Source organism: Capnocytophaga sp. oral taxon 878 (assembly GCF_002999135.1).
In the GTDB taxonomy this organism is placed as follows: Bacteria; Bacteroidota; Bacteroidia; order Flavobacteriales; family Flavobacteriaceae; genus Capnocytophaga.
The window spans coordinates 2,332,620-2,356,074 of sequence record NZ_CP027229.1 but is presented as its reverse complement, the minus strand read 5'-3'; the positions used below and the strand labels follow the sequence as shown (position 1 = coordinate 2,356,074).

General features: G+C 38.4%; 22 protein-coding genes and 1 other RNA gene. 11 read left to right on the top strand and 12 right to left on the bottom strand.

Annotated features, from left to right (window positions below):
- Positions 1 to 26: 26 nt before the first annotated feature.
- The 3 genes from rpsU to C4H12_RS13725 form a co-directional block, all read right to left on the bottom strand.
- Complete coding sequence (gene rpsU / locus C4H12_RS10700) at positions 27 to 221, bottom strand: 30S ribosomal protein S21 (RefSeq protein WP_106098914.1); 195 nt, start codon at positions 219 to 221, stop codon at positions 27 to 29.
- Positions 222 to 787: 566 nt separating this feature from the next.
- Positions 788 to 1,597 (bottom strand): class I SAM-dependent methyltransferase, encoded by an 810-nt coding sequence (locus C4H12_RS10695; RefSeq protein ID WP_106098913.1) that lies wholly within the window; start codon positions 1,595 to 1,597, stop codon positions 788 to 790.
- Between the two features lie 11 nt (positions 1,598 to 1,608).
- A complete protein-coding gene (locus tag C4H12_RS13725; RefSeq protein WP_164997601.1) occupies positions 1,609 to 1,797 on the bottom strand; it encodes a hypothetical protein in 189 nt (62 codons plus the stop codon).
- Between the two features lie 125 nt (positions 1,798 to 1,922).
- Between C4H12_RS13725 and C4H12_RS10690 the strand changes: the two genes are divergently transcribed.
- Positions 1,923 to 2,876, top strand: coding sequence for an AraC family transcriptional regulator (locus tag C4H12_RS10690; protein WP_106098912.1), 954 nt, complete (start codon positions 1,923 to 1,925; stop codon positions 2,874 to 2,876).
- 44 nt (positions 2,877 to 2,920) lie between these two features.
- Here C4H12_RS10690 and nrdG read toward each other — a convergent pair whose 3' ends face one another.
- The 4 genes from nrdG to C4H12_RS10665 form a co-directional block, all read right to left on the bottom strand.
- Complete coding sequence (nrdG, locus tag C4H12_RS10685; protein WP_106098911.1) at positions 2,921 to 3,391, bottom strand: anaerobic ribonucleoside-triphosphate reductase activating protein; 471 nt, start codon at positions 3,389 to 3,391, stop codon at positions 2,921 to 2,923.
- Complete coding sequence (nrdD, locus tag C4H12_RS10680; protein WP_106098910.1) at positions 3,372 to 5,162, bottom strand: anaerobic ribonucleoside-triphosphate reductase; 1,791 nt, start codon at positions 5,160 to 5,162, stop codon at positions 3,372 to 3,374. The genes nrdG and nrdD overlap by 20 nt, the downstream gene beginning before the upstream one ends.
- 558 nt (positions 5,163 to 5,720) lie before the next feature.
- Positions 5,721 to 6,242: a hypothetical protein gene (locus tag C4H12_RS10670; protein ID WP_174688424.1), complete on the bottom strand. Its 522-nt coding sequence runs from the start codon at positions 6,240 to 6,242 to the stop codon at positions 5,721 to 5,723.
- On the bottom strand, positions 6,242 to 6,910 hold the full coding sequence (locus C4H12_RS10665; RefSeq protein ID WP_106098907.1) for a DUF3800 domain-containing protein: 669 nt from the start codon (positions 6,908 to 6,910) through the stop codon (positions 6,242 to 6,244). Before C4H12_RS10665 ends, C4H12_RS10670 begins: the two co-directional genes overlap by 1 nt.
- A gap of 717 nt (positions 6,911 to 7,627) precedes the next feature.
- Here C4H12_RS10665 and ffs point away from each other — a divergent pair.
- An RNA gene (ffs, locus tag C4H12_RS10660) (signal recognition particle sRNA small type) lies at positions 7,628 to 7,726 on the top strand.
- Positions 7,727 to 7,792: 66 nt separating this feature from the next.
- On the opposite strand, the gene C4H12_RS10655 is transcribed toward ffs, so the two are convergent.
- Together C4H12_RS10655 and C4H12_RS10650 are read right to left on the bottom strand one after the other, a co-directional pair.
- A complete protein-coding gene (locus C4H12_RS10655; RefSeq protein WP_106098906.1) occupies positions 7,793 to 8,542 on the bottom strand; it encodes a molecular chaperone DjiA in 750 nt (249 codons plus the stop codon).
- Positions 8,543 to 8,628: 86 nt separating this feature from the next.
- Positions 8,629 to 9,441 (bottom strand): type IV secretion protein Rhs, encoded by an 813-nt coding sequence (locus C4H12_RS10650; RefSeq protein ID WP_106098905.1) that lies wholly within the window; start codon positions 9,439 to 9,441, stop codon positions 8,629 to 8,631.
- A 330-nt stretch (positions 9,442 to 9,771) separates the two neighbouring features.
- Between C4H12_RS10650 and rpiB the strand changes: the two genes are divergently transcribed.
- Positions 9,772 to 10,194, top strand: coding sequence for a ribose 5-phosphate isomerase B (gene rpiB, locus C4H12_RS10645; protein WP_106098904.1), 423 nt, complete (start codon positions 9,772 to 9,774; stop codon positions 10,192 to 10,194).
- A 5-nt stretch (positions 10,195 to 10,199) separates the two neighbouring features.
- Entirely contained in the window at positions 10,200 to 10,766 is a 567-nt protein-coding gene (locus tag C4H12_RS10640; protein ID WP_106098903.1) for a TatD family hydrolase, read from the top strand.
- Positions 10,767 to 10,777: 11 nt separating this feature from the next.
- Here the strand turns inward: C4H12_RS10640 and C4H12_RS10635 are convergent, their stop codons facing one another.
- The gene (locus C4H12_RS10635; RefSeq protein WP_106098902.1) at positions 10,778 to 12,076 is read right to left on the bottom strand and encodes a Fic family protein; all 1,299 of its coding nucleotides are present in this window, start codon (positions 12,074 to 12,076) and stop codon (positions 10,778 to 10,780) included.
- Between the two features lie 276 nt (positions 12,077 to 12,352).
- On the opposite strand from C4H12_RS10635, the gene C4H12_RS10630 reads away from it, so the two are divergent.
- From C4H12_RS10630 to C4H12_RS10600, 7 genes are all read left to right on the top strand, one after another.
- On the top strand, positions 12,353 to 13,084 hold the full coding sequence (locus C4H12_RS10630; protein ID WP_106098901.1) for a ThiF family adenylyltransferase: 732 nt from the start codon (positions 12,353 to 12,355) through the stop codon (positions 13,082 to 13,084).
- Between the two features lie 497 nt (positions 13,085 to 13,581).
- Entirely contained in the window at positions 13,582 to 15,699 is a 2,118-nt protein-coding gene (locus tag C4H12_RS10625; protein WP_106098900.1) for a prolyl oligopeptidase family protein, read from the top strand.
- 162 nt (positions 15,700 to 15,861) lie between these two features.
- Positions 15,862 to 17,238, top strand: coding sequence for a gliding motility lipoprotein GldK (gene gldK / locus C4H12_RS10620; protein ID WP_106098899.1), 1,377 nt, complete (start codon positions 15,862 to 15,864; stop codon positions 17,236 to 17,238).
- A 58-nt stretch (positions 17,239 to 17,296) separates the two neighbouring features.
- Entirely contained in the window at positions 17,297 to 17,965 is a 669-nt protein-coding gene (gene gldL, locus C4H12_RS10615; protein WP_106098898.1) for a gliding motility protein GldL, read from the top strand.
- A gap of 39 nt (positions 17,966 to 18,004) precedes the next feature.
- Positions 18,005 to 19,576 (top strand): gliding motility protein GldM, encoded by a 1,572-nt coding sequence (gene gldM / locus C4H12_RS10610; RefSeq protein WP_106098897.1) that lies wholly within the window; start codon positions 18,005 to 18,007, stop codon positions 19,574 to 19,576.
- 6 nt (positions 19,577 to 19,582) lie between these two features.
- Positions 19,583 to 20,485 (top strand): gliding motility protein GldN, encoded by a 903-nt coding sequence (gldN, locus tag C4H12_RS10605; protein ID WP_106098896.1) that lies wholly within the window; start codon positions 19,583 to 19,585, stop codon positions 20,483 to 20,485.
- A 113-nt stretch (positions 20,486 to 20,598) separates the two neighbouring features.
- A complete protein-coding gene (locus C4H12_RS10600) occupies positions 20,599 to 20,925 on the top strand; it encodes a nucleotide pyrophosphohydrolase (RefSeq protein WP_106098895.1) in 327 nt (108 codons plus the stop codon).
- A 46-nt stretch (positions 20,926 to 20,971) separates the two neighbouring features.
- Here the strand turns inward: C4H12_RS10600 and recA are convergent, their stop codons facing one another.
- Entirely contained in the window at positions 20,972 to 22,126 is a 1,155-nt protein-coding gene (gene recA, locus C4H12_RS10595) for a recombinase RecA (RefSeq protein WP_106098894.1), read from the bottom strand.
- 423 nt (positions 22,127 to 22,549) lie between these two features.
- Entirely contained in the window at positions 22,550 to 23,314 is a 765-nt protein-coding gene (locus C4H12_RS10590) for a UDP-2,3-diacylglucosamine diphosphatase (protein WP_106098893.1), read from the bottom strand.
- Between the last annotated feature and the right edge of the window lie 141 nt (positions 23,315 to 23,455).

Sequence of the window (23,455 nt, the reverse complement as noted above, 5' to 3'; positions counted from 1 at the left end):
CTTCTAGAATATTTTTATAACAAAAGTTATATTTCTTCTTGATCGCGTAAGTGCTGAATGTATTGAGCCTTTTGTATTTCGTTACGGCGGCGTACTGATGGCTTGGTGAAATGTTGTTTTTCACGTAGCTGGCGTACTACACCTGTGCGGTCGAATTTACGTTTGTAACGTTTTAGGGCTTTATCAATGCTTTCGCCGTCTTTAATTGGGATTATTAACATACTTAATACACCTCCTTTCAATTTTCAGGGCGCAAAGGTACGAAATATTTTTTAATTGACAAATTTTTTTTATTTTTTTTAGTGAGATAAGAGGGGGTAGGAGGAGTTAGGAGTTAGAGGATAGGGGATAGGAGATAGTGGTTGAGAAAAATGGGGATAAAATGCGAAAAGGGTGAGAAAAATGTAAGGTTTGGGGGATTTGGTTGCGGATAATGCAAAGGGTGAGGGTGGGGTTGAAGGGGCTGGAAATCAAGGAGGTGAGGGTTATCCTTCGTTTATAGTTCGTTTATCCTTCGTTATAGGTTCGTTTAAAGTAGGTAATAGATAAGAGATAAGTGGTAAGAGGGTAGGGGTGTAATAGGCTGATTATTAGGGGGAGATGTTAGGGGGTGGGGGATAGATGGGAGGAAGGTGATTTTTGCATTATTCGTAATTTAGGGGGTAGGAGGTAGGGGATAGGAGTTAGATGGGGTGGGATTAGGGGAGAGTGGGGTTGGCTTATAAGGAAAACAGCTGCTAAAGGTGGGGTTTAGCAGCTGTTTTGTTAAGGATTGATGTGTGTAAGGCTATACATTGGTTATAGTTACTGTAAGCACTCTTTGATTAAAGCGCTTGTAGAAATAGGGTATTTTGTATAGCATTCGGAATATGAAAGGGTAGCGGCCTTGGTTGTAATCGCTCATAAAATATTCTTTGGTTACTTTTAGTTTGGGGTGCCATTGTTGTAGGGTGAGGCTATCTTTTTCGCTCCATTGAAACTCGGGGCGGCGGTCTTTGTCCATAGCGCTAAGGCTATCGTGGTTTTTGGCGTGCCCTACTAGGGCGTAGGCGAGCATATCAAAAAGGAGGGTGGCTGTATCAAATTCGCGGGTGAGATGCAGCATAAAATCTTTTACCTGAGCGGGTGGAAAATACATAAGTACGCCTTCGATAATGATAAGGACTGGCTTGTGGTGGGATTTTACGAGCTGTATCCAAGCGGTATCGAATAATGACATTGCTAAGAAGCTGTGATTATCGGTTTCTTGGAAAAACTGTTTTCGTATGGCAATTACTTCGGGCAAATCCAGATCGTACCAATGGGTGACGGTGGGGTTGCCTAAACGCTCATAACGGGCATCGAGTCCTGCACCGAGTTGGATTATAACTGCATCGGGGTGCTGGGATATGAAGTTACGGGTTTCCTGATCAATGAGGTGTGCGCGTATGCATACGCCTGCCTGCGAGAATTTGGCTTTTTTGAATTTGGTGAAATCATAGTTTATTTTGGCAATGATTTCGGCAGCTTTTGGGTCGCGTAATAGGGGTTTGCGTTCTTGATTTTCAGTTGCTTTAGCCCATAGGGTTATAAGCATAGTTTCGGGTATTTTATTCATATTATTTATGTTTACCAAGTGTGGAAGAAGGTTGGGTTACATATAGTGGTTAGTATTTGCTGGGTTGTGCCGGTGGTGGGGTTGTAGGAGAATAGTCTGCGTTTGTTGGTACTGAAAGAGGTAAATATTATTTGGTTATTACATTGAGCAATAATAGGGAAGGGTAATGATAGGATTAAAAAATTAATTAATTTGGTCATTTGGAATATATTATTTAATTTTGTTCTAATTAATAGATTTCAGGATGCAAATGTAGTATAAATAAGTACTACGAGTGTTATAACTGAATGGCTATTTTTTAAATCTAATTAGCTTTTTCTATTTTATGAAGAATGAAATACAATTACCTTTGGTAAATAATGAAGAAGACCTACGTAATTATTACAATGGAGTGAGTGATAAAATAGGTACTTTTGTATTGGAACAAGAACTAATAGGCAGTTATACTTACTATCGGTGGCTAGCGCATATAAAGGAAGATGTAAGTTTTAAAGGATTGATTGATATTCCGTCGGTGCGATTATATTTCATAACCCAAACCTGTAAGGGGCTGCAAATAGAGATTGACGGGCAGTATTGCCTTGCCAAAGCAGGTACTCATAATATATTTTTTGGCAATGAACCTTGTTATGGGAAAGATGTTTTTCATCATACTGATACTATTGAAGTGTTTACTCTTGCTATAGATGCCCAACAGTTTGAACTGATGGCTAATGCATATCCAGAAGTATTTGCTTCTTACTATGAGCAGTATGAACGTGGGGGTAACTTTATTCTCTCTCCTCAAAAAACCATTCCTATTACTTTTGCTATTCAAACAGCCTTAGGACAGCTACAGCAGGCAACATTAATGGGTAAGGCAGCACGCCCATACGCTGATTTAAAAGTGCAAGAGCTTTTCTTATTACAATTAGGACAAGCAGAAGCATTGCCTAAGCAGCATACTTATTGTAAAAGCCAAACAGATATAGATAAAATGCATCAAGTGCAACAACTTATCACTGCCAATTTGGAAACAAGCCTTAGCATTACTGATTTGGCACGAGCTGTAGGGGTGAATGAGAAAAAACTATGTTATGGGTTTAAAGAAGTATTTGGTACAACAGTTTTTGGTTATCTGTATGATTATAAGATGCAACTAGCACAAAAACTATTAAAAGAAGGTAACAAAACAGTAACTGAAATAGCCTTAGCCTGTGGTTATGACTATGTATCACATTTTTCAAGTGCTTTTAAGAAGAAATTTGGTATAAGCCCCAAAAAATTAGCCAATGAATAGCTATACTTAATTGCTATTCATTGGCTAATTCATTAATAATAAGTTTATTTTCTGAAAAGGTAATTCATCACTTCACCAGTTTGTAAGTTCAGGAACTCCTGGTTGGTAGTAGGACTATTTAAACCACCAAGCTTAGGTAACCATTTTCCAGTTTTAATATAATCCAAGCAAGCAAGGAGTTCAGGGCATTGGCGTTGCACTTGTTTGAGGTTTAACCCTGTGTAGAGGGCAGTTTTAAGTTGCTTACATTTTACCTGAAAGATAAGTGATAGCAGCCTATCGGCCTCCCACTCCCCACCCATAAAAAGCACACAGCTTATCATACCATTGTATTTGGTAAGAAGGCTTTGTAACAATTCATTAGTAAGCACTTCTCCCTTACTGCCATCCCAAGTATATTCGGAATGGCAACCCTCGCACGCCAACTTACAACCAGTAATAGTAAAACACAAAGATATTTCGTTAGGTACTTCTTGCAATACTATATTATAACTACTATACCGCAGCATTTGCATAATAGCGCTTTTTAGCCTCTACCTGTCGGTCTTTTGAGAAATTAGTAATACGCTTTAAATACCCTATCACACGCGTAGCATAATCTACATTACCCGATCCACATTCAGTACAATGGTTATGAGTATGTTTATTTATATACCCACAGTCATTGCACACAGTTACGCATATATTAAAGCAGAAATAATTACAACCAGTTTGCGCAGCTACATTCAGCAGTTTATAAAAACCCTCTTGCGTAGGATATTCCTCCAAATTACAATGATAAGCCGAGCCCCCATCCAAATACTGTATATAATCATTCCCATGAAGGTAGAACTTATCAATAATATTCAAGCTATCATCTTCTACTATGTAAAAATATGAGTTATAACAATCACGAGGCACCATAAGCCCATCAGCCTTATCCCAAGCAGCATTCTTCACACCCAAATTCTCGGCAGGAACAAACTCCGTATTAAACATAAAGCCATATTTAGCCTTAGCCTCCTTATTCTTATCATATATAAGTTTCAGGTTCTTGTTAATAAACGCCTTATAATTTGCGTTATCCGATATCTCAATCCCCAAAAACTCAGCAGCCTCTACCATCCCATTAATACCTATGGTAAGAAATTGCTTATCCAATGAAATAAACCCAGCATCATACACCGGCAGCATACCAGCATCCTTATAATCTTGCACTATAGCACGGTAAGCCACTTGGTACTTATGAATATTATCCAAAGTACGCTCCAATGATAAGCCCTTTTGGTACAACCTATTCATATTGATAGTAATCACATTAATACTACCTGTCGAAACCCCTCCCGCACCCAATGAGTAACTAAAAGTATTGTCCGAAATCTCATTGCGCAACCTACAACAGCTCGCCAATGAATCCGCATTATCCGATTGGTAAATAAAAAAAGCATTCCCCTCACTCAATTCTTTAGCACAAAACCTACCAAAAGCCTCATCATACACCCTCTTATCCTTAGTAAGCATAGCAGCCGTTACTACCGGAAATGTAAGTATCGCCTTACTACGCTCAATATTAAACCAATGCATAAAAAAACGTTGCAACCTATCCAATGATTCATATTCAGGCCTACTACCATCAGGATATACAAAGGTACCAAACATCGAATCAAAATAAGGACGATCATATAATGATATATTCCAAAAAACAGACTGATATCCACGCGCCGCAGCAGGCTGATTGATAGCATATACCACATGCTGAAGCTCATTCTCAATCACATCACGATGCACATCAAGGTAATCTATACCAAAATCCTTCCGAGCAAAATAATCAAAATACATCAAAAATTCTACCGTAGCCACCGCACCCGCAAACTGTGACGATACCGAAAATAAAAAGTTCACAAACGAACCACAATAACTCGCCAAGTGCCGAGGCGCTTTACTCTCACCACCCAACTTTAACAATCCCTCCAATAACAAAGGATACATCGATACACTTACACAATAAGGCTTCAAGCTCGTCTCATCATGCACATAAATCTCATGCTCCTCAATCTGACGAATATATTCCTCCGCAAGCCCCCTACCAAACAGCTCCTCAATCTTGTGCGAAACAAGCGAGCGGTTCACCTGTATGTTAATATCCTTATTAAGTTCAGCCTCCATAGTAGCAATATTTTTATGAGCTACATTCGCATTAGCATCAAAGAGGGAACCCGTAGCAGCATTGTGTGAAGTAAGGTAATTTTCAATAAAATTACGCTTCGTAGTAAGTTGTTTTTCAGTAAGTTTTGTGAATTTACTCATAATTATTTGTGTTATTTTATCGCCGCAAAGTTAGCCAATATAACCATAGCTTCTACAGAAAAATAAAATAGTTATAAACACATTTATCAACAGTTAGCCCTATTCACCAATAGTTCAATAAGTTAAAACCAACACAACCCCCACCCCCCAATATACACCCTCATACACCCCTCCTAACACGCACCCCCCAACCACCTCCTCACACCCCCCAACCCTGAACGAACGAATAACGAAGGATAAACGAACTATAAACGAAGGATACTCTCCACCTCCCCCAAAATATCCCACCACAAAACCACCCCAAATCATAAGTACACAAAAAGCATAAAAAAAACTGTTTTCTCAACACCTACCGATGTATCGAAAACAGTATATCTTTCCCTTCTTCACTCAAAATAAAAGAATTCTACACAACTAAATTTATATTTTTTCCAAAAAAACAATTAAAAAATTTGTCATCTTCAAAAAAAGTTGTACCTTTGCGCCGCTCATCGTACCATAAGGACGAAGGAGTTTCGGGGCTCGGTAAACCAAGAAGTTTATCGAGCCCTGCGGTTTTTAGTAAACGTCAGCTAATTTGTATTTGAGTTTCTTATTGATACTTTTCTCTCCATAATCTTTGTTGAGATAATAAGCGGTTAATAAGTAGTAATCACGCTGATTTCTTTGTGGTTCAAGTACTATCACATATTTTTGCTCTTTGTCATAAAGATAAGTTCGAGTAATGTTTTGTCGTTTTTTCTGATCACGCTCCTCTACCGAAAAAACCTCTACATTTTCTTTTTTCCGTTCTTCTAAAAAGTATCTTATCCAATGTAATCGTTGGGAACGGTCTTTTTCAAAAACTCTCTTAGGATGTGTATAACCTTCTTCAGTTTCTGTAGTTAAGTGAGTGAAGAGCAATTGCATATTTGGTTCCTCTCCCTTTATAGGATATATTTTTTTATTTCTGAAATTCAAGTTAGGATTTTCTTCTATATCTCTTTTGAAAATCATTTTTAAAGACTCTGTTCTGTCTTTTTCTGATAACGAAAGAATATCTAATAACTCTGGGTATTTCTTAGTTTGGTTAAGTGGCATTATTTTAAGTCTATAAAAAAAAGGTTAAACTTTTGTTCGCTTCTCGGACTAGATTGGTTGAGTGCTTGTCCTGCGTGTTGTGCTATTCTATCTACAATTTTGTTTTTAGCTATTACTTTGTTTTCTTTTCTCAAATAGTAAGACAACGCCCCTGTGATAATATCAGTAAGTTGCATTAATTCACTTTCATGTGAACGTATATTTTGAAGGTTACGAACAGATACAAAATTATTATTTAAATAGTTTTTCAGTCCATTTACTTTCTCTGCACTTCGTGTATCCTTTATATCTAAATAAATATTGTAATTATATTCAGATGATAGTTTTTTCTGAATTAATTGATAGTACATTTTATAGTAAAAATCATCATGTGTCTGTTGAAATTGTTGATGTTTTAGCTGATTTTTGTCTATTACAATAGCTCTGTACTGTAAGTCAGTGGCAAAAAAATAATCTATAAGCTCTTTATACAGTTCCATTGCTGATTTTGAAAGGTGATTCCATTTCAATTCATAAGGAATACAATACTCTTTTTTTAGTTGTTTAATTTTCTCTGTATGTAGTTTTACTTGGTTGTAAGCACTACTTACATAACCAATAAGCATATATGGAAAATTATCATTTTCTAAATGGCAACTTTCATCACAATAGAAATTAAATGTCTTCATTAAAAATCTTTTTTTTCAGTGCAAAGTTAGCCAATATAACCATAGCTTCTACAGAAAAATAAAATAGTTATAAACACATTTATCAACAGTTAGCCCTATTCACCAATAGTTCAATAAGTTAAAACCAACACAACCCCCACCCCCCAATATACACCCTCACACACCCCTCCCACCACGCACCCCCCAACCACCTCCTCACACCCCCCAACCCTTAACGAACAATGAACGAACAATGAACGAACGAATAACGAAGGATAAACGAACTATAAACGAAGGATACTCCCCACCTCCCCCAAAATATCCCATCACAAAACCACCCCAAATCATAAGTACACAAAAAGCATAAAAAAAACTGTTTTCTCAACACCTACCGATGTATCGAAAACAGTATATATTTCAATTCCTAAAAAAACAAACAATAGTAAAAAGATAAATCTTTTCATAATGTTAGTTCTTTAATTATATTTTCCCAGAAGAATATATTTTCATACCCAACAGCCTATATCATAGCTTTTAAAAATCAGTAACTAAAAGCTCTATTAAAAGTTTTAGCCAAAAAGAAGAATCAATTATTAGAAGAAACCCAAAACAAATAAAGAATCTATAAAATCCTAATTACCAGTACGTAATAACCAAAGCATACCCCCTAATACACAGTAACTATAAAAAAAGTTCTTGAAAAACTTGCTATCTAACAAATTTGTTGTACCTTTGCACCGGCAAGTCCTACACGACCAGCTCCTGAAAAATCCTCCAGGGTGGGAACACAGCAAAGGTATTCGGTTGTAGCGGTGCGATGTAGGTCGCTTGCCACTTTTTTTTGCCCATACCTCATCTACCCATACTGCATACTTCGGTAGTACCAATAATTCCATTACCATTTTAACTCATTCCCCGCTGTCTGGCTATTTGTTCATAGGCTTGTTGCACTTGCTTAAACTTCTCTTCAGCGCCTTTTTTAATAGCCTCATCTTCCGTTATCACCTTATCAGGGTGATATTTTTTTGCCATAGCCCTATACGCCTGTTTTACTTCGGCATCAGTAGCCTCGGGGCGTATGCCCAGTATAGCATAAGCATCAGGGCTTGATTGAGTGTTATAACTACCACTACTACTTCTTCCTTGAGTGGTGAACATTGCCTTAATACTTATATAATCTTCTTTTTCTATTTGCAGATAAAAGGCAATTTGCTCTATTTGTTCCACTTCGTCGGCACTTACAAACCCATCCGACTGGGCTATACCGAATAAGAAATACAGTATTTGCAAGCGTGTTTCATAATTGGTACGCATACGCACATAGCCAGCCACGCGCTGTGCCGATATTTCTCTCCCCTTTAGCTGATTAAAGGTACGAAATACAGCATTTGCTCTTTCCTTTCCATACTGTCGAACAAATTGATTACGTACGAAGTCTAATTCATCTTGGGTAACGCGCCCATTAGCTCTGATAACAAGTGTGCAGAGTGAGAGCAAGTTTAGTTCAAAACTTGCAGGTGATATATCGTTATCTTGATAGTCATAAGGGTTATTAAAATTCCTGAAATTTCTTGCTTGCCCGCTATGGTTACCTGTTATTTTCCTAAACAGCATAAAAAGCAAGTAGAAAATGATAATAAGAGTCCAATTCATAGTGCTAATATGTACTTAAAACAAACTTTGCCAAAGCGTTAAAAACTTTGGCAAAGTAATAAAAGGTTCTATTTATTCAAAAATAATCAATTGTAATATTTTATAGTTTGTACCAATATGGCAGAAGGGGTGCCATTAATGGTTATTTTTTTCTTTATCCAGTTTTTCTTCTTATCGTAGGTATACTCGTAAGTTTCTGTTTTGGTAGTCTTACCGTCTTTGTCAAGGTATGATACTTTTACTTCGTTATTATTTTTGTCAAAAACTGAAAGTACGCGCTGTTGTAGGGTGTTATCACCTGCGTATACGCTTTTTTCGGTAACATTACCATTTGCATCATAGGTATATACTATTTTTTTGGTTACCTTATCTTTGTCATAACGTGTTTCCTCCGATACTTTATTGTTAGAACCATAAGTGTAGGTGGTTTTGTCGTCACATATTCCTGCTACACATTCTTGGCGTTCAATAAGGCGGTCGTTACTATCATAGGCGTTAAGGCGTGTCATAAATGAATTGCCATCGGGGGTTTCCAAGTCGTGCTTGGTAAGGTTACCGCGCTCATCGTACTCATATACGTTTTTGGATAGTAGGGTATTGGAATCGTCACGAGAGGCGGACTCTATTATTAGTCCTTTTTCATCATACACATCGATAAAGTTAATGGTAGCGCCTTGTCTTTTAGAACTCATCTTGATGGTTTTACCTTTTTTATCGTACTCGGTAAGCATTTCGGTGTTCATAGGTATTTCCTGTCCGCTTTCGTTGATAGTGAACCCTGCTTGTACAATACTTTTAACTTTGCCTTGTAGGTTGGCGCGTTCCCATCCGTTTTTCTTATTGTTTTGGGCAAAGCTGATGGTGGTGGCTAATAGAGTTAAAGCTACAATTTTTTTCATAATATTCTAATTTACTAATTAAACATTTAGGCTGCAAATATACGAATAAATTATCAATTTCCAATTTGCAAGAGAGAAAGTAACTAAAATCGTGCCAAAGTTTGGGATAGGTAAAAGGTAAGAATGGTATTAGTGGGGTAGGGGAGGTAACAGGGGTGTGAAGGGGGTAGAGGTAGGGTAGTTGTTAATGGATTTACTGGCTAAGGGTGAATGACTTAGGATTGAGGTGTAATTTGCTAATTGATAATTAATTTGTATTTTTGCAGCGTATTAATAACGAAGAGGAAGAAAATTTGTATTTCTTGTATCTTTAATCTTACTTAAATTGAAATGAAAATAGCTATCGGGAATGACCACGCAGGTGTGGATTACAAGAATGCGATTATTAATGCCTTACAAGCTGAGGGCATAGAGGTACTGAACTGTGGTACTAATACCAATGACAGTGTAGATTACCCTGATTTTGGGCACGCTGTAGCAAAGGCTCTGGAAAAGGGTGAGGCAGAGCTGGGTATTGTGATTTGTGGTAGTGGTAATGGTATTGCAATGACTGTGAACAAACACCCACAAGCGCGCTGTGCGGTATGCTGGACTAAAGAACTTGCTGCCTTGGCTAGGGCTCATAACAATGCTAATGTGATTAGTATACCGGCACGATTCACGGCTATAGAACAGGCTGTGGAGATTGTGCGTACCTTCTTGGCTACAGATTTTGAAGGAGGGCGCCACGAAAGGCGGGTACAGAAAATATAAAGTGAATGTACTACCTTGATGTACATTCGCATAATGGGCACTCCACCGCCGATACGCTGGTTATACGTAACCAATATCCTATAACGGCTGATACTTCTGAGCCTTTTTCGGTAGGGATTCACCCTTGGTATACGGATAATTGGGAAGCCCAGTGGGAGGCGTTATTGCCTATAGCTATGCACCCTAACTGCTGGGCTATAGGTGAGTGTGGCTTGGATAAAAATATGGCTACCCCACTGGCTTTGCAGCAAGAAATCTTCTTGAAACACGTACAGCTATCGGAAGAGTTGGGGCTTCCGCTTATCATACATTGTGTGAAGGCTTATGCTGAAATTATTGCCTTAAAGAAAAAGACTCACCCACAGCAGCTGTGGGTATTACACGGTTTTAGGAAGAATAAGGAAGTGGCACAGAGCCTTATAGCGCAGGGTATAGCGCTATCGTTTGGGGCGGCTTTGGGATATGATAAGAGGCTGCAGGAGGTTTTTGAGTGGGTGCCTGAAGAGTATAGGTTTTTGGAGAGTGATGACACTGACATAAGGGTAAGTGAAGTAAAAGTAAAAATTGCGTGATTTATCGAGAATCACGCAATTTTTGTTTTTAATAGACTGAAAAACAAAGGGGATTTTATATAACTTTGTTTTTTCTTATTTACTGAAATGGCTTCTAAGAAACCTAAATCGACTAGTTGTTTTAGATCGGTACGGGCTGTGTAGTTGGAAACAAGAAAGCGATTTTCTATTTCTTTGATAGAGAGTATGCGCTCGGGATCGTCGTAAATTATTTTGATGATTTGTGCCATACGCTCATTTACTCCTGGTATTTTCATAAACTGAGAGGCTTGGAATATTTCTTTTTGTTTTCGGTTGATATAGTCTTTTAAGGCATCGAAGGCTTTTTCCATTGCTTTGAGCTGATAGGTGATAAAGTAGCTGAGGTCATTATCATCGGCTTCGGTGTAAAGGAAGGCTTTTTCATATTGGCTTTTAGTTTCTTTTATAATGCGTGAAATGGAAAGGTACTCGGTAAGCCAATAGCCTGATTTGAGCATATACCAATAAAAAACGGCTCGTGCTGTGCGCCCATTGCCATCGGTAAAAGGGTGTATGTAGCCTATCATAAAATGTAGGATACAGGCTTTTATGATGGGGTGAATGAAGTTATGTGTATTGGTGTTAAAAAAGGTACATAAGTGACTGATAAGCTGAGGTATTTGGGAAGCATCGGGAGGGGTATGTACTACTTCACTGCTGCTATAATCGACTACGTAGATATCGTTATGAGTTCTGAAAGTGCCTTCTTCTTGAGGTGAATCGAGGGTGTTGTGGCTGATGAGTTGGTGTAAGTGAAGGAGGCTTTCGGGGGTGAGAGGGTTGTTTTTGTGTTGTACTATATATTGCATAGTATTGAAGTTATTGACAATCATTACCTCTGACTTTGTTTTGGGTTTTATCCCTTTTTGGATCATTTCCTTAGCTTTTTTTCGGGTAGTATTGGCTCCTTCAATTTGGCTGCTTGCTATGGATTCTTCCATAATGGAACTCATCATAAATTTGTGGGTATCTGTTTTGGCAATGCCCATATTACTGGTGAGGGTGCCGCCTATATGCATATCGAAAAGGTGTAGGGATTGCTGTATATAGTCGGTAAGGACGTAGGTAAACTGATATTTGCCAAACTTTATAGTTCGCTGGTTAAGGGCGCGATATAGCTTTACGGCTTGCCATAGTTCTGCGGGGGGGTTATCTTTAGTTTTGTATTTTAGCTGAGACCAATATAGGTAATCGTTTTGTATTTTTTGTAAGTAACCTTTTGATAATAAATCATCTATAAGGCTGATGCTACTTGTTTTGGGTGAGAAAGGGGGAGGAGTTTCAATCATTGTTATTATTGTTTTAGGCTGCAAATATAGTAAAAATTGCGTGATTTATCGAGAATCACGCAATTTTTGTTTTTTAGGGGTGGGGGAGTAGGGTGGGGGAGGGTAGGGGTGAGGGCTGGTGGGAGTATGTGAAAATGAGGTGAATAGTTGTGAGGTAGAAAATATTTTGTAATTTTGCGGCGTGAAATTAATTGTAGGTGCTTTGGCAGGTGTTACTGTTATTGGCACAATAATATATAAGCCCCCTTATTGACAAGGAGGCTTTTTTTTGAGATTATGAATGAGAATAATTGGTTAGAAAGAACTGAACTTTTGGTAAAGGCTGAGGGTATTGATGTGCTGCAAAGGGCGCATATTCTTATTGTAGGCTTGGGTGGCGTGGGCTCGTACGCTGCTGAATTTGTGGCACGTGCGGGTGTGGGTGCTATGACGATTGTGGATGCTGATACGGTATCGGTGACTAATATTAACCGGCAGTTACCGGCATTGCGCTCTACCGTGGGGCGGGCGAAGGCTGAGGTGATGGCGGAGAGGCTGATGGATATTAATCCGGAATTGAGGCTTACTGTGCTGAATGAGTTTTTGAGTCCGGAGAGGGCTTATGATATTGTGACGCCTGAATTTGACTATGTGATAGATTGTATTGATAGTATTACTCCGAAGCTGAATCTTATTTTGGCGGCTAAGCGCAAGAAGGTGAAGCTGGTGAGCAGTATGGGTGCTGGTGGTGCTACGGATGTATCGCAGATAAAGGTGGCGGACTTGATGAAGACGTATAACTGTCCGCTAGCTAAGTTTATGAGGAAGCGGCTTAAGAATGAGCGTATTGATTCGGGGATTAAGGCTGTATTTTCGGCAGAGATAGTATCAAAAGAGACGATGCAGCGCACTGAGGGGTTGGATTATAAGAAGTCGTATTATGGTACTATAAGTTTTATGCCGGCGGCCTTTGGGTTGCACGCGGCGGCTACGGCTGTGAATTACCTTTTGAAGCGGGATAAGAGGTGAGAATTAGGTAAGAGGTAAGAGATAAGAGATAGGAGAGGCTGTTTTTGAGACATCGGGAGGATGTTGAGAAAACGGCTTTTTTATTTTTAGTGGGGTGTGAGGGTTGGGCAACTATCCTTCGTTTATAGTTCGTTTATCCTTCGTTATTCGTTCGTTTAAAGTAGGGAAGAGGTAAGAGATAAGAGGTAAGAGGGTGGGGTTTTGTTTGTTTTTGGTTGGGGGGTGAATGAGGGTGGGCGGAATGGAGGGTGGTTGTTTTTATTTTGTTAATTAAAAACTTGTGCATTTGAAAAAATGTTGTACCTTTGTGCCTAATATTACATAGTGCCAAGAGGGAGTTATGGAAGGGAAACTGTAACAGAGGATGAACTAGGACTGTAGATAAAGAATTTTACGGCTTAGGGGGCTTTTGTGATGTGAATTAGTAATGGTAAAGAGATAGCAAATAGTATTTGCCGTAGATATTAATACCTAAAAAACTAAAAATAAAGTAAGAAATGAAGCAAATTTTATTTTCGGCAACGTTATTGGCGCTTGTAGCTTGTAACCAGACTGCAAAAAATGATGGAACCCGTATGGACTACCCTGAAACGAAAAAAGGAGATGTAGTGGATACTTATTTTGGTACCCAAGTGCCTGACCCTTATAGATGGCTGGAGGATGACCGCTCGGCAGAGACGGCTGCTTGGGTGAAGACTCAGAATGAATTTACTGGTAAGTATTTGCAACAGATACCTTATAGAGAAGGTATTAAGAAGGAGCTTGAGGAGCTTTGGAACTATGAGAGGGTAGGATTGCCTTTTACGGAGGGGAATTACATCTATTATTATAGAAATAGTGGGCTTAAGAACCAGTCGGTAGTATTTAGAAAGGATAAGGATGGCAAGGAAGAGGTGTTTTTGGATCCTAATACTTTTTCGGCTGATGGTACTACTTCATTAAGTACGTTGGAATTTAGTGAGGATGGCTCGTTGGTGGCTTACCTTATATCGGAAGGGGGTAGTGACTGGCGCAAGGGTATTGTGCTGAATGCTGAAACTAAGGAGCGCATAGGAGATACGTTGGTAGATATAAAATTTAGTGGTGTGGCGTGGAAAGGTAATGAAGGCTTTTTCTACTCTAGCTATGATAAGCCGAAAGGCAGTGAACTATCGGCTAAGACGGATAGACATAAATTATACTATCACAAGTTGGGCAAGCCACAGAAAGAAGATGAGCTTATATTTGGAGGGAAGGAAGATGAGAAGTACCGATATGTATCGGGGGTAGTATCAAGTGATGGGCGATATTTATTTATATCGATGGCTCAAGCTACTTCGGGCAATAAGTTGGTTGTAAAAGATTTAAACAATGCTACAGCGCCTTTGGTAGTAATTAGCAACTCATTAGAAACGGATACTGACTTTGTGGATATGCAAGGTAGTACGATTTATTTGCAAACAAATCTTAATGCTCCTAACAAGCGATTGGTAAAGGTGGATATAGCTAAACCGCAATCGGAAAATTGGGTGGATGTGATACCAGAGACGGAGAATGTACTTAGCATTTCATTGGCAGGAGGGTATATTTTTGCTCAATATATGGTGGATGCGGTATCGGAAGTGAAACAGTATGACTATAATGGTAAGTTTATAAGACAGGTAGAGTTTCCTAATGTAGGAACAGCTAGTGGTTTTAGTGCTAAAAAGAATGAAACACGCACCTATTATAGTTTCACTAACTATGCTACTCCAACTACTTTGTATGAAATGGACTTGGTTACGGGTAAGACTAAATACTATTGGAGACCTTTTTTAATGTTCAATAGTGTGGATTACGAATCAAAACAAGTGTTCTACAATAGTAAAGATGGCACTCGGATACCTATGATTATTACCTATAAGAAGGGACTAAAACTGGATGGTAATAATCCTACTTTATTATATGGTTATGGAGGATTTAATGTGAGCTTGCAACCACGTTTTAGTGTGCCAGTGGCTGTTTGGATTAAACAGGGAGGTGTGTATGCAGTACCCAACTTACGTGGAGGTGGAGAGTACGGTAAGAAATGGCACGATGCAGGTACTAAGATGCAAAAACAAAATGTGTTTGACGATTTTATAGCTGCTGCTGAGTACTTGATTAAAGAGAAATATACATCGCCTAATTACTTAGCAATTAAAGGGGGTTCCAACGGCGGATTACTAGTAGGAGCAACGATGTTACAGCGTCCGGACTTATTTAAAGTGGCTATTCCTGAGGTAGGAGTATTGGATATGTTGCGTTATCATACCTTTACTGCAGGTGCTGGCTGGGCATACGATTACGGAACAGCAGCAGATAGCAAAGAGATGTTTGAATATTTAAAAAATTACTCACCATTACACAATGTGAAACAAGGGGTGAATTATCCTGCTACGCTTGTTACTACGGGGGATCATGATGATAGGGTAGTGCCAGCGCATAGCTTTAAGTTTGCGGCAGAGCTACAAGCGAAGCAAACGGGAGACAATCCTGTATTGATTAGGATAGAGACTAATGCGGGGCATGGAGCAGGAACACCAGTGAGCAAAGTGATAGAATTAAATGCGGATATACAGGCATTTATTTTGTGGAATATGGGAATTAGAAAATAAGATGAAGTTTAAACTTTTTTTACATTTGGCTGTTACAAAAGACTTTAAATGTAAAGAATTTGTTAAATTTTTCATTTGAGCAAAAATTATATTGAATAAATTTTGTGGGTGTGAAATAAAATGCGTACGTTTGCGCCCTAAATTAATATGTGAATTTAAACAATGTTTATGGCAAGAAGAATATTTGTAGTGCTACTGCTATTGTTAGTAGTAATTGCGTGTAAGCGCGGCGGTGGCGATAACAAAGGAGAGCTTGTAGGTGTAGGTGGTAAAAGTTGGAAACAACCTACCCCTTATGGTATGACACTTATTCCGAGTGGTTCGTTCATTATGGGTAGTTCCGATGATGATAAAACTGCGAGTTTGAACGCTAACGTCAAAACAGTGAGTGTCGGCTCGTTCTATATGGACGAAACAGAAATCACTAATAGTGAATACCGACAGTTTGTGAACTGGGTGCGTGATTCTATCATTCGCACGCAGTTGGCAGATATGGCTGAGCAGACAGGTCAGACCTCGGGAGGAGGAGGCATAGGAGATTATGCTTACCTTGACTCTAATACCGAGAAGATGAATGCTTGGCAGCAATATTTGCAAAATACCTACGGTGATGAGAAAGCCCGCAAACTTAACAAGAAGAAAGCGCTTATTTGGGATACAAATAAATTCCCAGATGAGTACTATTCTGAAGTAATGGACAAGATGTATTTACCAGAAGAGGAAGCTTATAATGGTAAACGCATTATGGACGTTCAGAAATTTGAGTTCAAGTACCAATGGCTTGATATGGATAAAGCTGCGCGTAAGCGTGGTAACCGTAAGGACTTCATAAAAGAGGAGATTGTGAAAGTGTATCCAGATACTACTGTATGGATACGTGACTTTAACTATTCATATAATGAGCCAATGCACAATGATTATTTCTGGCATGAGGCCTACGGGGATTATCCTGTAGTAGGTGTGAGCTGGATACAAGCTAAGGCTTTTTGTGAATGGCGTACTCTTAATAAAAATGCTTACCAAAAATCAAAAGGAGATTATACTGTAAACGCATTCCGTTTGCCAATTGAGTCGGAATGGGAATATGCTGCAAGAGGTGGTCTGCCAGGAGGTACTTATCCTTGGGGTGGTCCTTATACCTATGATGATAAGGCTTGTTTCCTTGCGAACTTTAAGCCATTGCGTGGTGACTATGCTTCGGATAATGCTTTGTACACTGTTGAGGCTAAATCATACGAGCCTAATGGATACAACTTATATAATATGGCTGGTAACGTATCAGAGTGGACAAACACTTCATACGATCCTAACTCATACGAATATATGTCGACAATGAATCCTAACGTATTGGATGACAGTAATCGTAGAAAGGTAATACGTGGAGGATCATGGAAAGACGTAGCCTTTATGTTGCAAGTAAATACCCGTGATTATGAGTATCAAGATTCGGCTCGTAGTTACATAGGATTCCGTACAGTACAAGACTATATGGGTATTAGTGACAAGCAACAGTCTAAATCAGCACGTGGATATAGATAATATTTTTAAAATAACCAAAATCAACAATTTTCAACAACATTTTTAATAAAACAACATTATGGCAGGAAGTAGAGCAACAAAGAGAATTTTTAACTATGCTTATGGTATTGGTGCATCCATTGTAATTGTGGGAGCCTTAGCTAAAATTTTGCACATGGATATCTTAGGTGTAAGTGGTAGTTTATTATTGGCGATAGGTATGGGTACTGAGGCTATCATCTTCTTTATGTCGGCATTTGAGCCTATTGACGAAGATTTGGATTGGTCATTAGTATATCCTGAACTAAAAGGAGGAGCTCCTATAGAGCGCCAAGGAGTAATGGCTCAGCAAGTATTAGCTGAAGACAAAGCTCTTAAAGAATCACTTTCAGAAAAATTGGACGGTATATTAGCCGAAGCTAAAATCGATGCTAACTTAATGCGTAGCTTGGGTAAATCAATAGAAAACTTTGCTGAAGCAAGTAAAGAGATAGCACCTGTTACTAGCACAATGGTAGCTACACACAAATATGGTGAGGAGTTATCAGAAGCTGCTTCAAACTTAGAATCACTTAATAGCCTTTACAAATTACAATTAGAAAGAACTGAACGCCAAGTATCTGCTCAAGCAGGAATTGCTGATAACCTTGATTCACTAAACCAACAGATGCTTTCTTTCAAAGATAATTTAAAATCTTTGAACACTATCTATGGAGGAATGCTATCTGCAATGGGTGGCGCACGTTAAAAGTAATTCTATTTATTAACATTAAAATTTAATTAGCTTATGGCAGGTGGAAAGGCAAGTCCTAGACAGAAGATGATTAACCTGATGTACCTTGTATTCCTCGCGATGATTGCGTTGAATATGGGTAAGCAAGTACTTGATGCTTTCGGGTTAGTCAATATAAAATTTGAATCGGCAAATACAAGAGCAACTAATCAAATTAGCTCTGCTTTTGAAGATTTGCAAACAAAAGCAAGTGAACGCCCTGCTCAGTTTGCCGCAATATTAGAACAAGCAAAACAAATTAAAGCGATTTCGTCAGATTTGTATAACTATATTGGAGAATTTAAAACTGGGGTAGAGAATGCTATTGGTCAGAAAGATGTACCTGTAGATCAAAAAGATTATCAGGCTATGGATAAATCTGACTATACTGACCACTTATTCTTTTCTGAAGGAGCAACTAAAGGTAAAGAATTTGTGGATAAGATTAACTCTTATCGTGAAGAAGTACTAAAAATATTAGGTGATAATAAAGCTTATGCTAATATAGTAGCTAAAGTAAAAGAAAACTTTAACACTGATGATAGAAAAGATAAAGATGGCAATAAAGTAAAGTGGCTTTCTTTTAACTTTGAAGGATTCCCTTATATTGCTACTTTAGCAAAATTTTCAATGATGCAGTCAGACATCTTATCAATACAGCAAGATTTCTTTTCTGAGGCATTGGCAGGTAGTTTAAAATCACAAGTATCAATGACTAACTATACTACTTTGCTTGAACAAGGTAAAGGAGCCTACTATCAAGGAGAGAAATTTGATGGTTCAATTGTACTGGGTCGTAAAGATCCTACCACACGTCCAAACCAAGTAGATATTGCTTTAGACGGTAGAAAACTATCAGCTAATGAATATTCTATTGAAGATGGACGAGTAAAACTTAATATTAGTGCTGGTAATACAGGAGATCATAAAATTACAGGTAATCTATTCTTTGATCAAGATGGTGAGCGTATTGCAGTGCCTGTAGCACAATCTTTCTCAACAATTCCTAAACCTAATTCAGCAGTAATTTCAGCTGATAAGATGAACGTAGTTTACCGTGGTGTTGATAACCCTATCACTATTTCAATGCCTGGTGTACCTGATAACAAAATTATGGCTTCAGGACAAGGTCTTTCAAAAGCATCAGGTACTGGTGCTTGGGTAATGCGTCCAGGACAAGGTAAGGATGTTACTATTACGGTAACTGGTGAGTTGCAAGGTCAGCGCTTTAGCTCTTCTAAGTTATTCCGTATTAAGAGTATTCCTCGTGCTTCAACTAGTATAGCTGGACAAATATCTGAAGCAAAATTACCTAAGGCTAACTTAGCAGTGCTTCCTATTAATGCGGTGTTAGAAGACTTTGATTTCGACTTGCATCTACAAGTTAATGAGTTTAAAGTATTCATACCTGGACAACCTAGTGTGGCTATAAAAGGTAACCGTTTTAATGAGCAAGCTAAAACAGCTATTAGCCGTGCTAAAAGAGGTGATAAAATACAAATATTTGATGTTAAAGCAAGTATTGTGGGTAACTCAACTCTTAAATTACCTCCTGTATCACCTATCATCGTAGAAATAACAAACTAACAGAATATGTCATATATGAAGAATATAATAGTACTATTAATCCTACTCTTTACCTTTCAGTTGTCTTCAGCACAGGTAAATATCCTAAATGCTAAGGTAGCAACTGATATAGGGGTTAAAACAGCAGCACAAATAGAAGCTGATAATGATAAACCCCTACCTTATGGGTATGTAGATGACCGAGATATCCTTTGGTCTGTAGAAGTATGGGAGGTAATAGACCTTAATGAACGCGTTAACTTTCCTCTGTTATTCCCTACAGATACTTTGGAAGTAGATGCTTATCGTCGTTCATTATATGATGTACTATTAAAGAATATCAAAAATGGTAAAATTAAAGATCTTTATGTAGATTCTTATTTTACTCAAACTAAAACAGCCGAATCATTGGAAGCTTCAATGTCAAAAGTTGATACCTTAGATGTAGGTTACGAGCAACTCAATGCTGGAGAAGATCTTTCTCCAGAATATATCACGCGCCGTAACTTAGAAGCTGGTGATATAGCTCAGTATCACATTCGTGGTATTTGGTATTTTGACAAACGTCAAGGTGAATTAAAATATCGTTTGCTTGCTTTAGCTCCTGTAGCTCCAGATGTGAACTTTATTGATTCTGATGACTCAACAATGTCAGCTTTAGTTCCTTTGTTTTGGATATTCTACCCTCAAGTACGAGATATATTGCATGAAGCTAAAACTTTCAACAGAAAGAATGACTCACGCCCTATGTCATTTGACCACTTGCTAAACGCTCGTATGTTTAGTTCAGTAATCTATCAAGAGGCTAACGTCTATGGCGATAGAAAAATTAAAGATTACTTACCTAATAATGCTCTTTTGCAGCTCTTAGAAGCTGATAAAATTAAAGAAAAAATACGTGATAGAGAGCAAGATATGTGGGCAAATTAATAAATTTAAATTCACAAATTATAAAAACTGTTTTGAAAAAGTGTCTTTCAGATGCTTTTTTAAAACAGTTTTTTTACGCTAATAATATACTTTAAAATTAAATACCAATAACAATGAACATTAAAAATGCACAATTAGAAGTTGATAACTGGATTAAAGAACACGGAGTACGCTATTTTAATGAGCTCACCAATATGGCTCAACTTACCGAAGAAGTAGGCGAAGTAGCACGTATCATCGCACGCCGTTATGGAGAGCAATCAGAGAAAGAAAGCGATAAAAATAAAGACTTAGGTGAAGAACTTGCCGATGTAGTTTTTGTAGTACTCTGTTTAGCTAACCAAACAGGCATTAATCTCCAAGAAGCTTTTGATAAAAAAATGCTCAAGAAAACCCAACGAGACCATAACCGCCATCATAATAACGACAAACTTAAATAAAAAAATCAGGGCACTATGCCCTGATTTTTTTATCTATTAGAAGTTCCTATTCATTATCATCATAATCTTCCTCCTCATCAAAATCCTCTTCTACATCTTCAGCTATTGATGCTTTTTTGTCTTTAACAGTAGCCTTTTTCTTACCTTTTTTCTTAGATGATAATTCATTATGTTTCAACCATTCTCTCACTTGTGCTTCAAGCTCCTCAGTTAGTTCAGGGTTGTCTTTTAGCATTGCCAGTACAGCATCACGTCCCTGTCCTAATCTGGTCTCCTTATAGCTAAACCAAGCACCACTTTTGGTTATAATATCCGATTCTACCCCAATATCCAATATTTCCCCTATTTTTGAAATACCTTTACCAAAAATAATATCAAACTCGGTCGATTTAAAAGGTGAAGCCACCTTGTTTTTCACAACTTTCACCTTCGTACGGTTACCCACTATTTCACCAGCACCATCTTTAATAGCAGCACTACCTTGCGGACCGCCCGCTTTGCGAATATCCAAGCGTATAGACGAGTAAAACTTCAAAGCATTACCACCAGTAGTAGTTTCAGGGTTACCAAATGTCACCCCTATTTTATCACGTAACTGGTTGATAAATATCACAATACAGTTAGCTTTACTGATACTTCCCGTAATCTTACGTAACGCTTGCGACATCAATCGTGCATGAAGCCCCATCTTTGAGTCACCCATATCCCCATCAATTTCTCCCTTAGGGGTAAGAGCCGCAACAGAGTCAATAACCACTATATCCACAGCGTTAGACCTAATTAAAGCATCAGCAATCTCAAGCGCTTGTTCACCACTATCAGGCTGCGTCACCAATAACTCTTTTACATTCACACCCACACGTTGTGCATATACAGGGTCAAAGGCATGCTCAGCATCAATAAAAGCAGCCGTACCTTTAGCCTTTTGCACCTCAGCAATAGCGTGAAGGGTAAGTGTAGTTTTACCCGATGATTCCGGACCAAAAATTTCAATTACACGCCCCTTAGGATAGCCTCCTACCCCCAAAGCAGCGTCCAAACCTATAGAACCTGTCGAGTATACCTCAACATCCTCCACAGGATTATCGCCAAGCGCACGCACCGTACCCTTGCCGTATGCTTTATCAAGCTTCTCCAAAGTCAGTTTTAAAGCCTGTTTCTTCTGTTCTTCTAAAGAAAGTTCTTTGTCGTTTTTTGCCATTGTCAATGGTTTTAAATTCTTTTTGCAAAAGTACTAATAATTCCCCTAATTCACAAAATATTAATACTTATTTTTGCAATTCCTATTCTTTCCTCCTGAAAAATAAGCTAATACCTACCCCTATCAACAAACATCCAATCCGAAAGAACCAACCATCACCCACCGCCTTCCACCTCTCCCTTAAGATGAACGAACGAATAACGAACGAATAACGAAGGATAAACGAACTATAGTCAGCGAGCTGGCACAGCTGAGTATGTCGCGAAGGATAGTCAGCCAGCTGACACAGCTGAGTATGTCGCGAAGGACACTTGTACAGCAACCATAAAAAAACTGCTTTCTCAACATCCAACCAATGTCTCAAAAACAGCTTAATTCTCTATTTTTTTGCAGAAGAAGATTTTAAATCTCACCCCTCATTCATCATCTATGCTCCAACAGCTTCAATTCCTTCCCATCAAAAACAGCATAAGTAAAATACCGAATCCAGTCACCCGTATTTATATAAGTACTACCCTCCCCAACCTTTATCGTCATAGGCAAATGCCTATGCCCAAACAAAAAGTAGTCATAATGCGTTGTTTCTAGTTTCCGTTTGCAGTACTGCACAAGCCACTCCCTATCTTCCCCCAAAAACTTCACATCCTCATCCCCCGATATAAGCTTGTTTTTCACCGATAAATACTGCGCCAATCGCACCCCAATATCAGGGTGAAGCCACCGGAAAAGCCACTTACAAAAACCATTAGTGAACACCTTTTTCATCCGTTTATACCCCTTATCACCAGGACCCAAACCATCACCATGCCCCACCAAAAAACGCTTTCCACCACACCCAAAGGGTAGGGGAGAGCGGTATACAGGTATGCCAAGTTCAGTTTCAAAATAATCATCCATCCACAAATCGTGGTTTCCCACAAAAAAGAAGATAGGAATCCCACTATCGCGTAATTCAACAAGTTTACCAAGGGTACGCACAAATCCTTTAGGTACTACAGTGCGGTATTCAAACCAAAAGTCAAATAAGTCCCCTAACAAAAAGATAGCCCCCGCATCAGCTTTAATAGTATCCAGCCACTGCACAAAGCGCGCCTCACGAGGCTTACTTTCAGCGGCAGTAGGAGCTCCAAGATGATTATCCGAAGCAAAATATATTTTCTTATCTTGGGCTAAAGATATCTCAAGCATAATTCTTAATTTTAGAACGTGGAAAAAAAACGCCATTTTTTTCCACGTTTAGCTTAATATGGAAAAAAATGGCGTTTTTTTTCTACATTATATTTTCTCTCTTTTTAGTATTTTGATAAAAAACATTCATATAATCAGAAG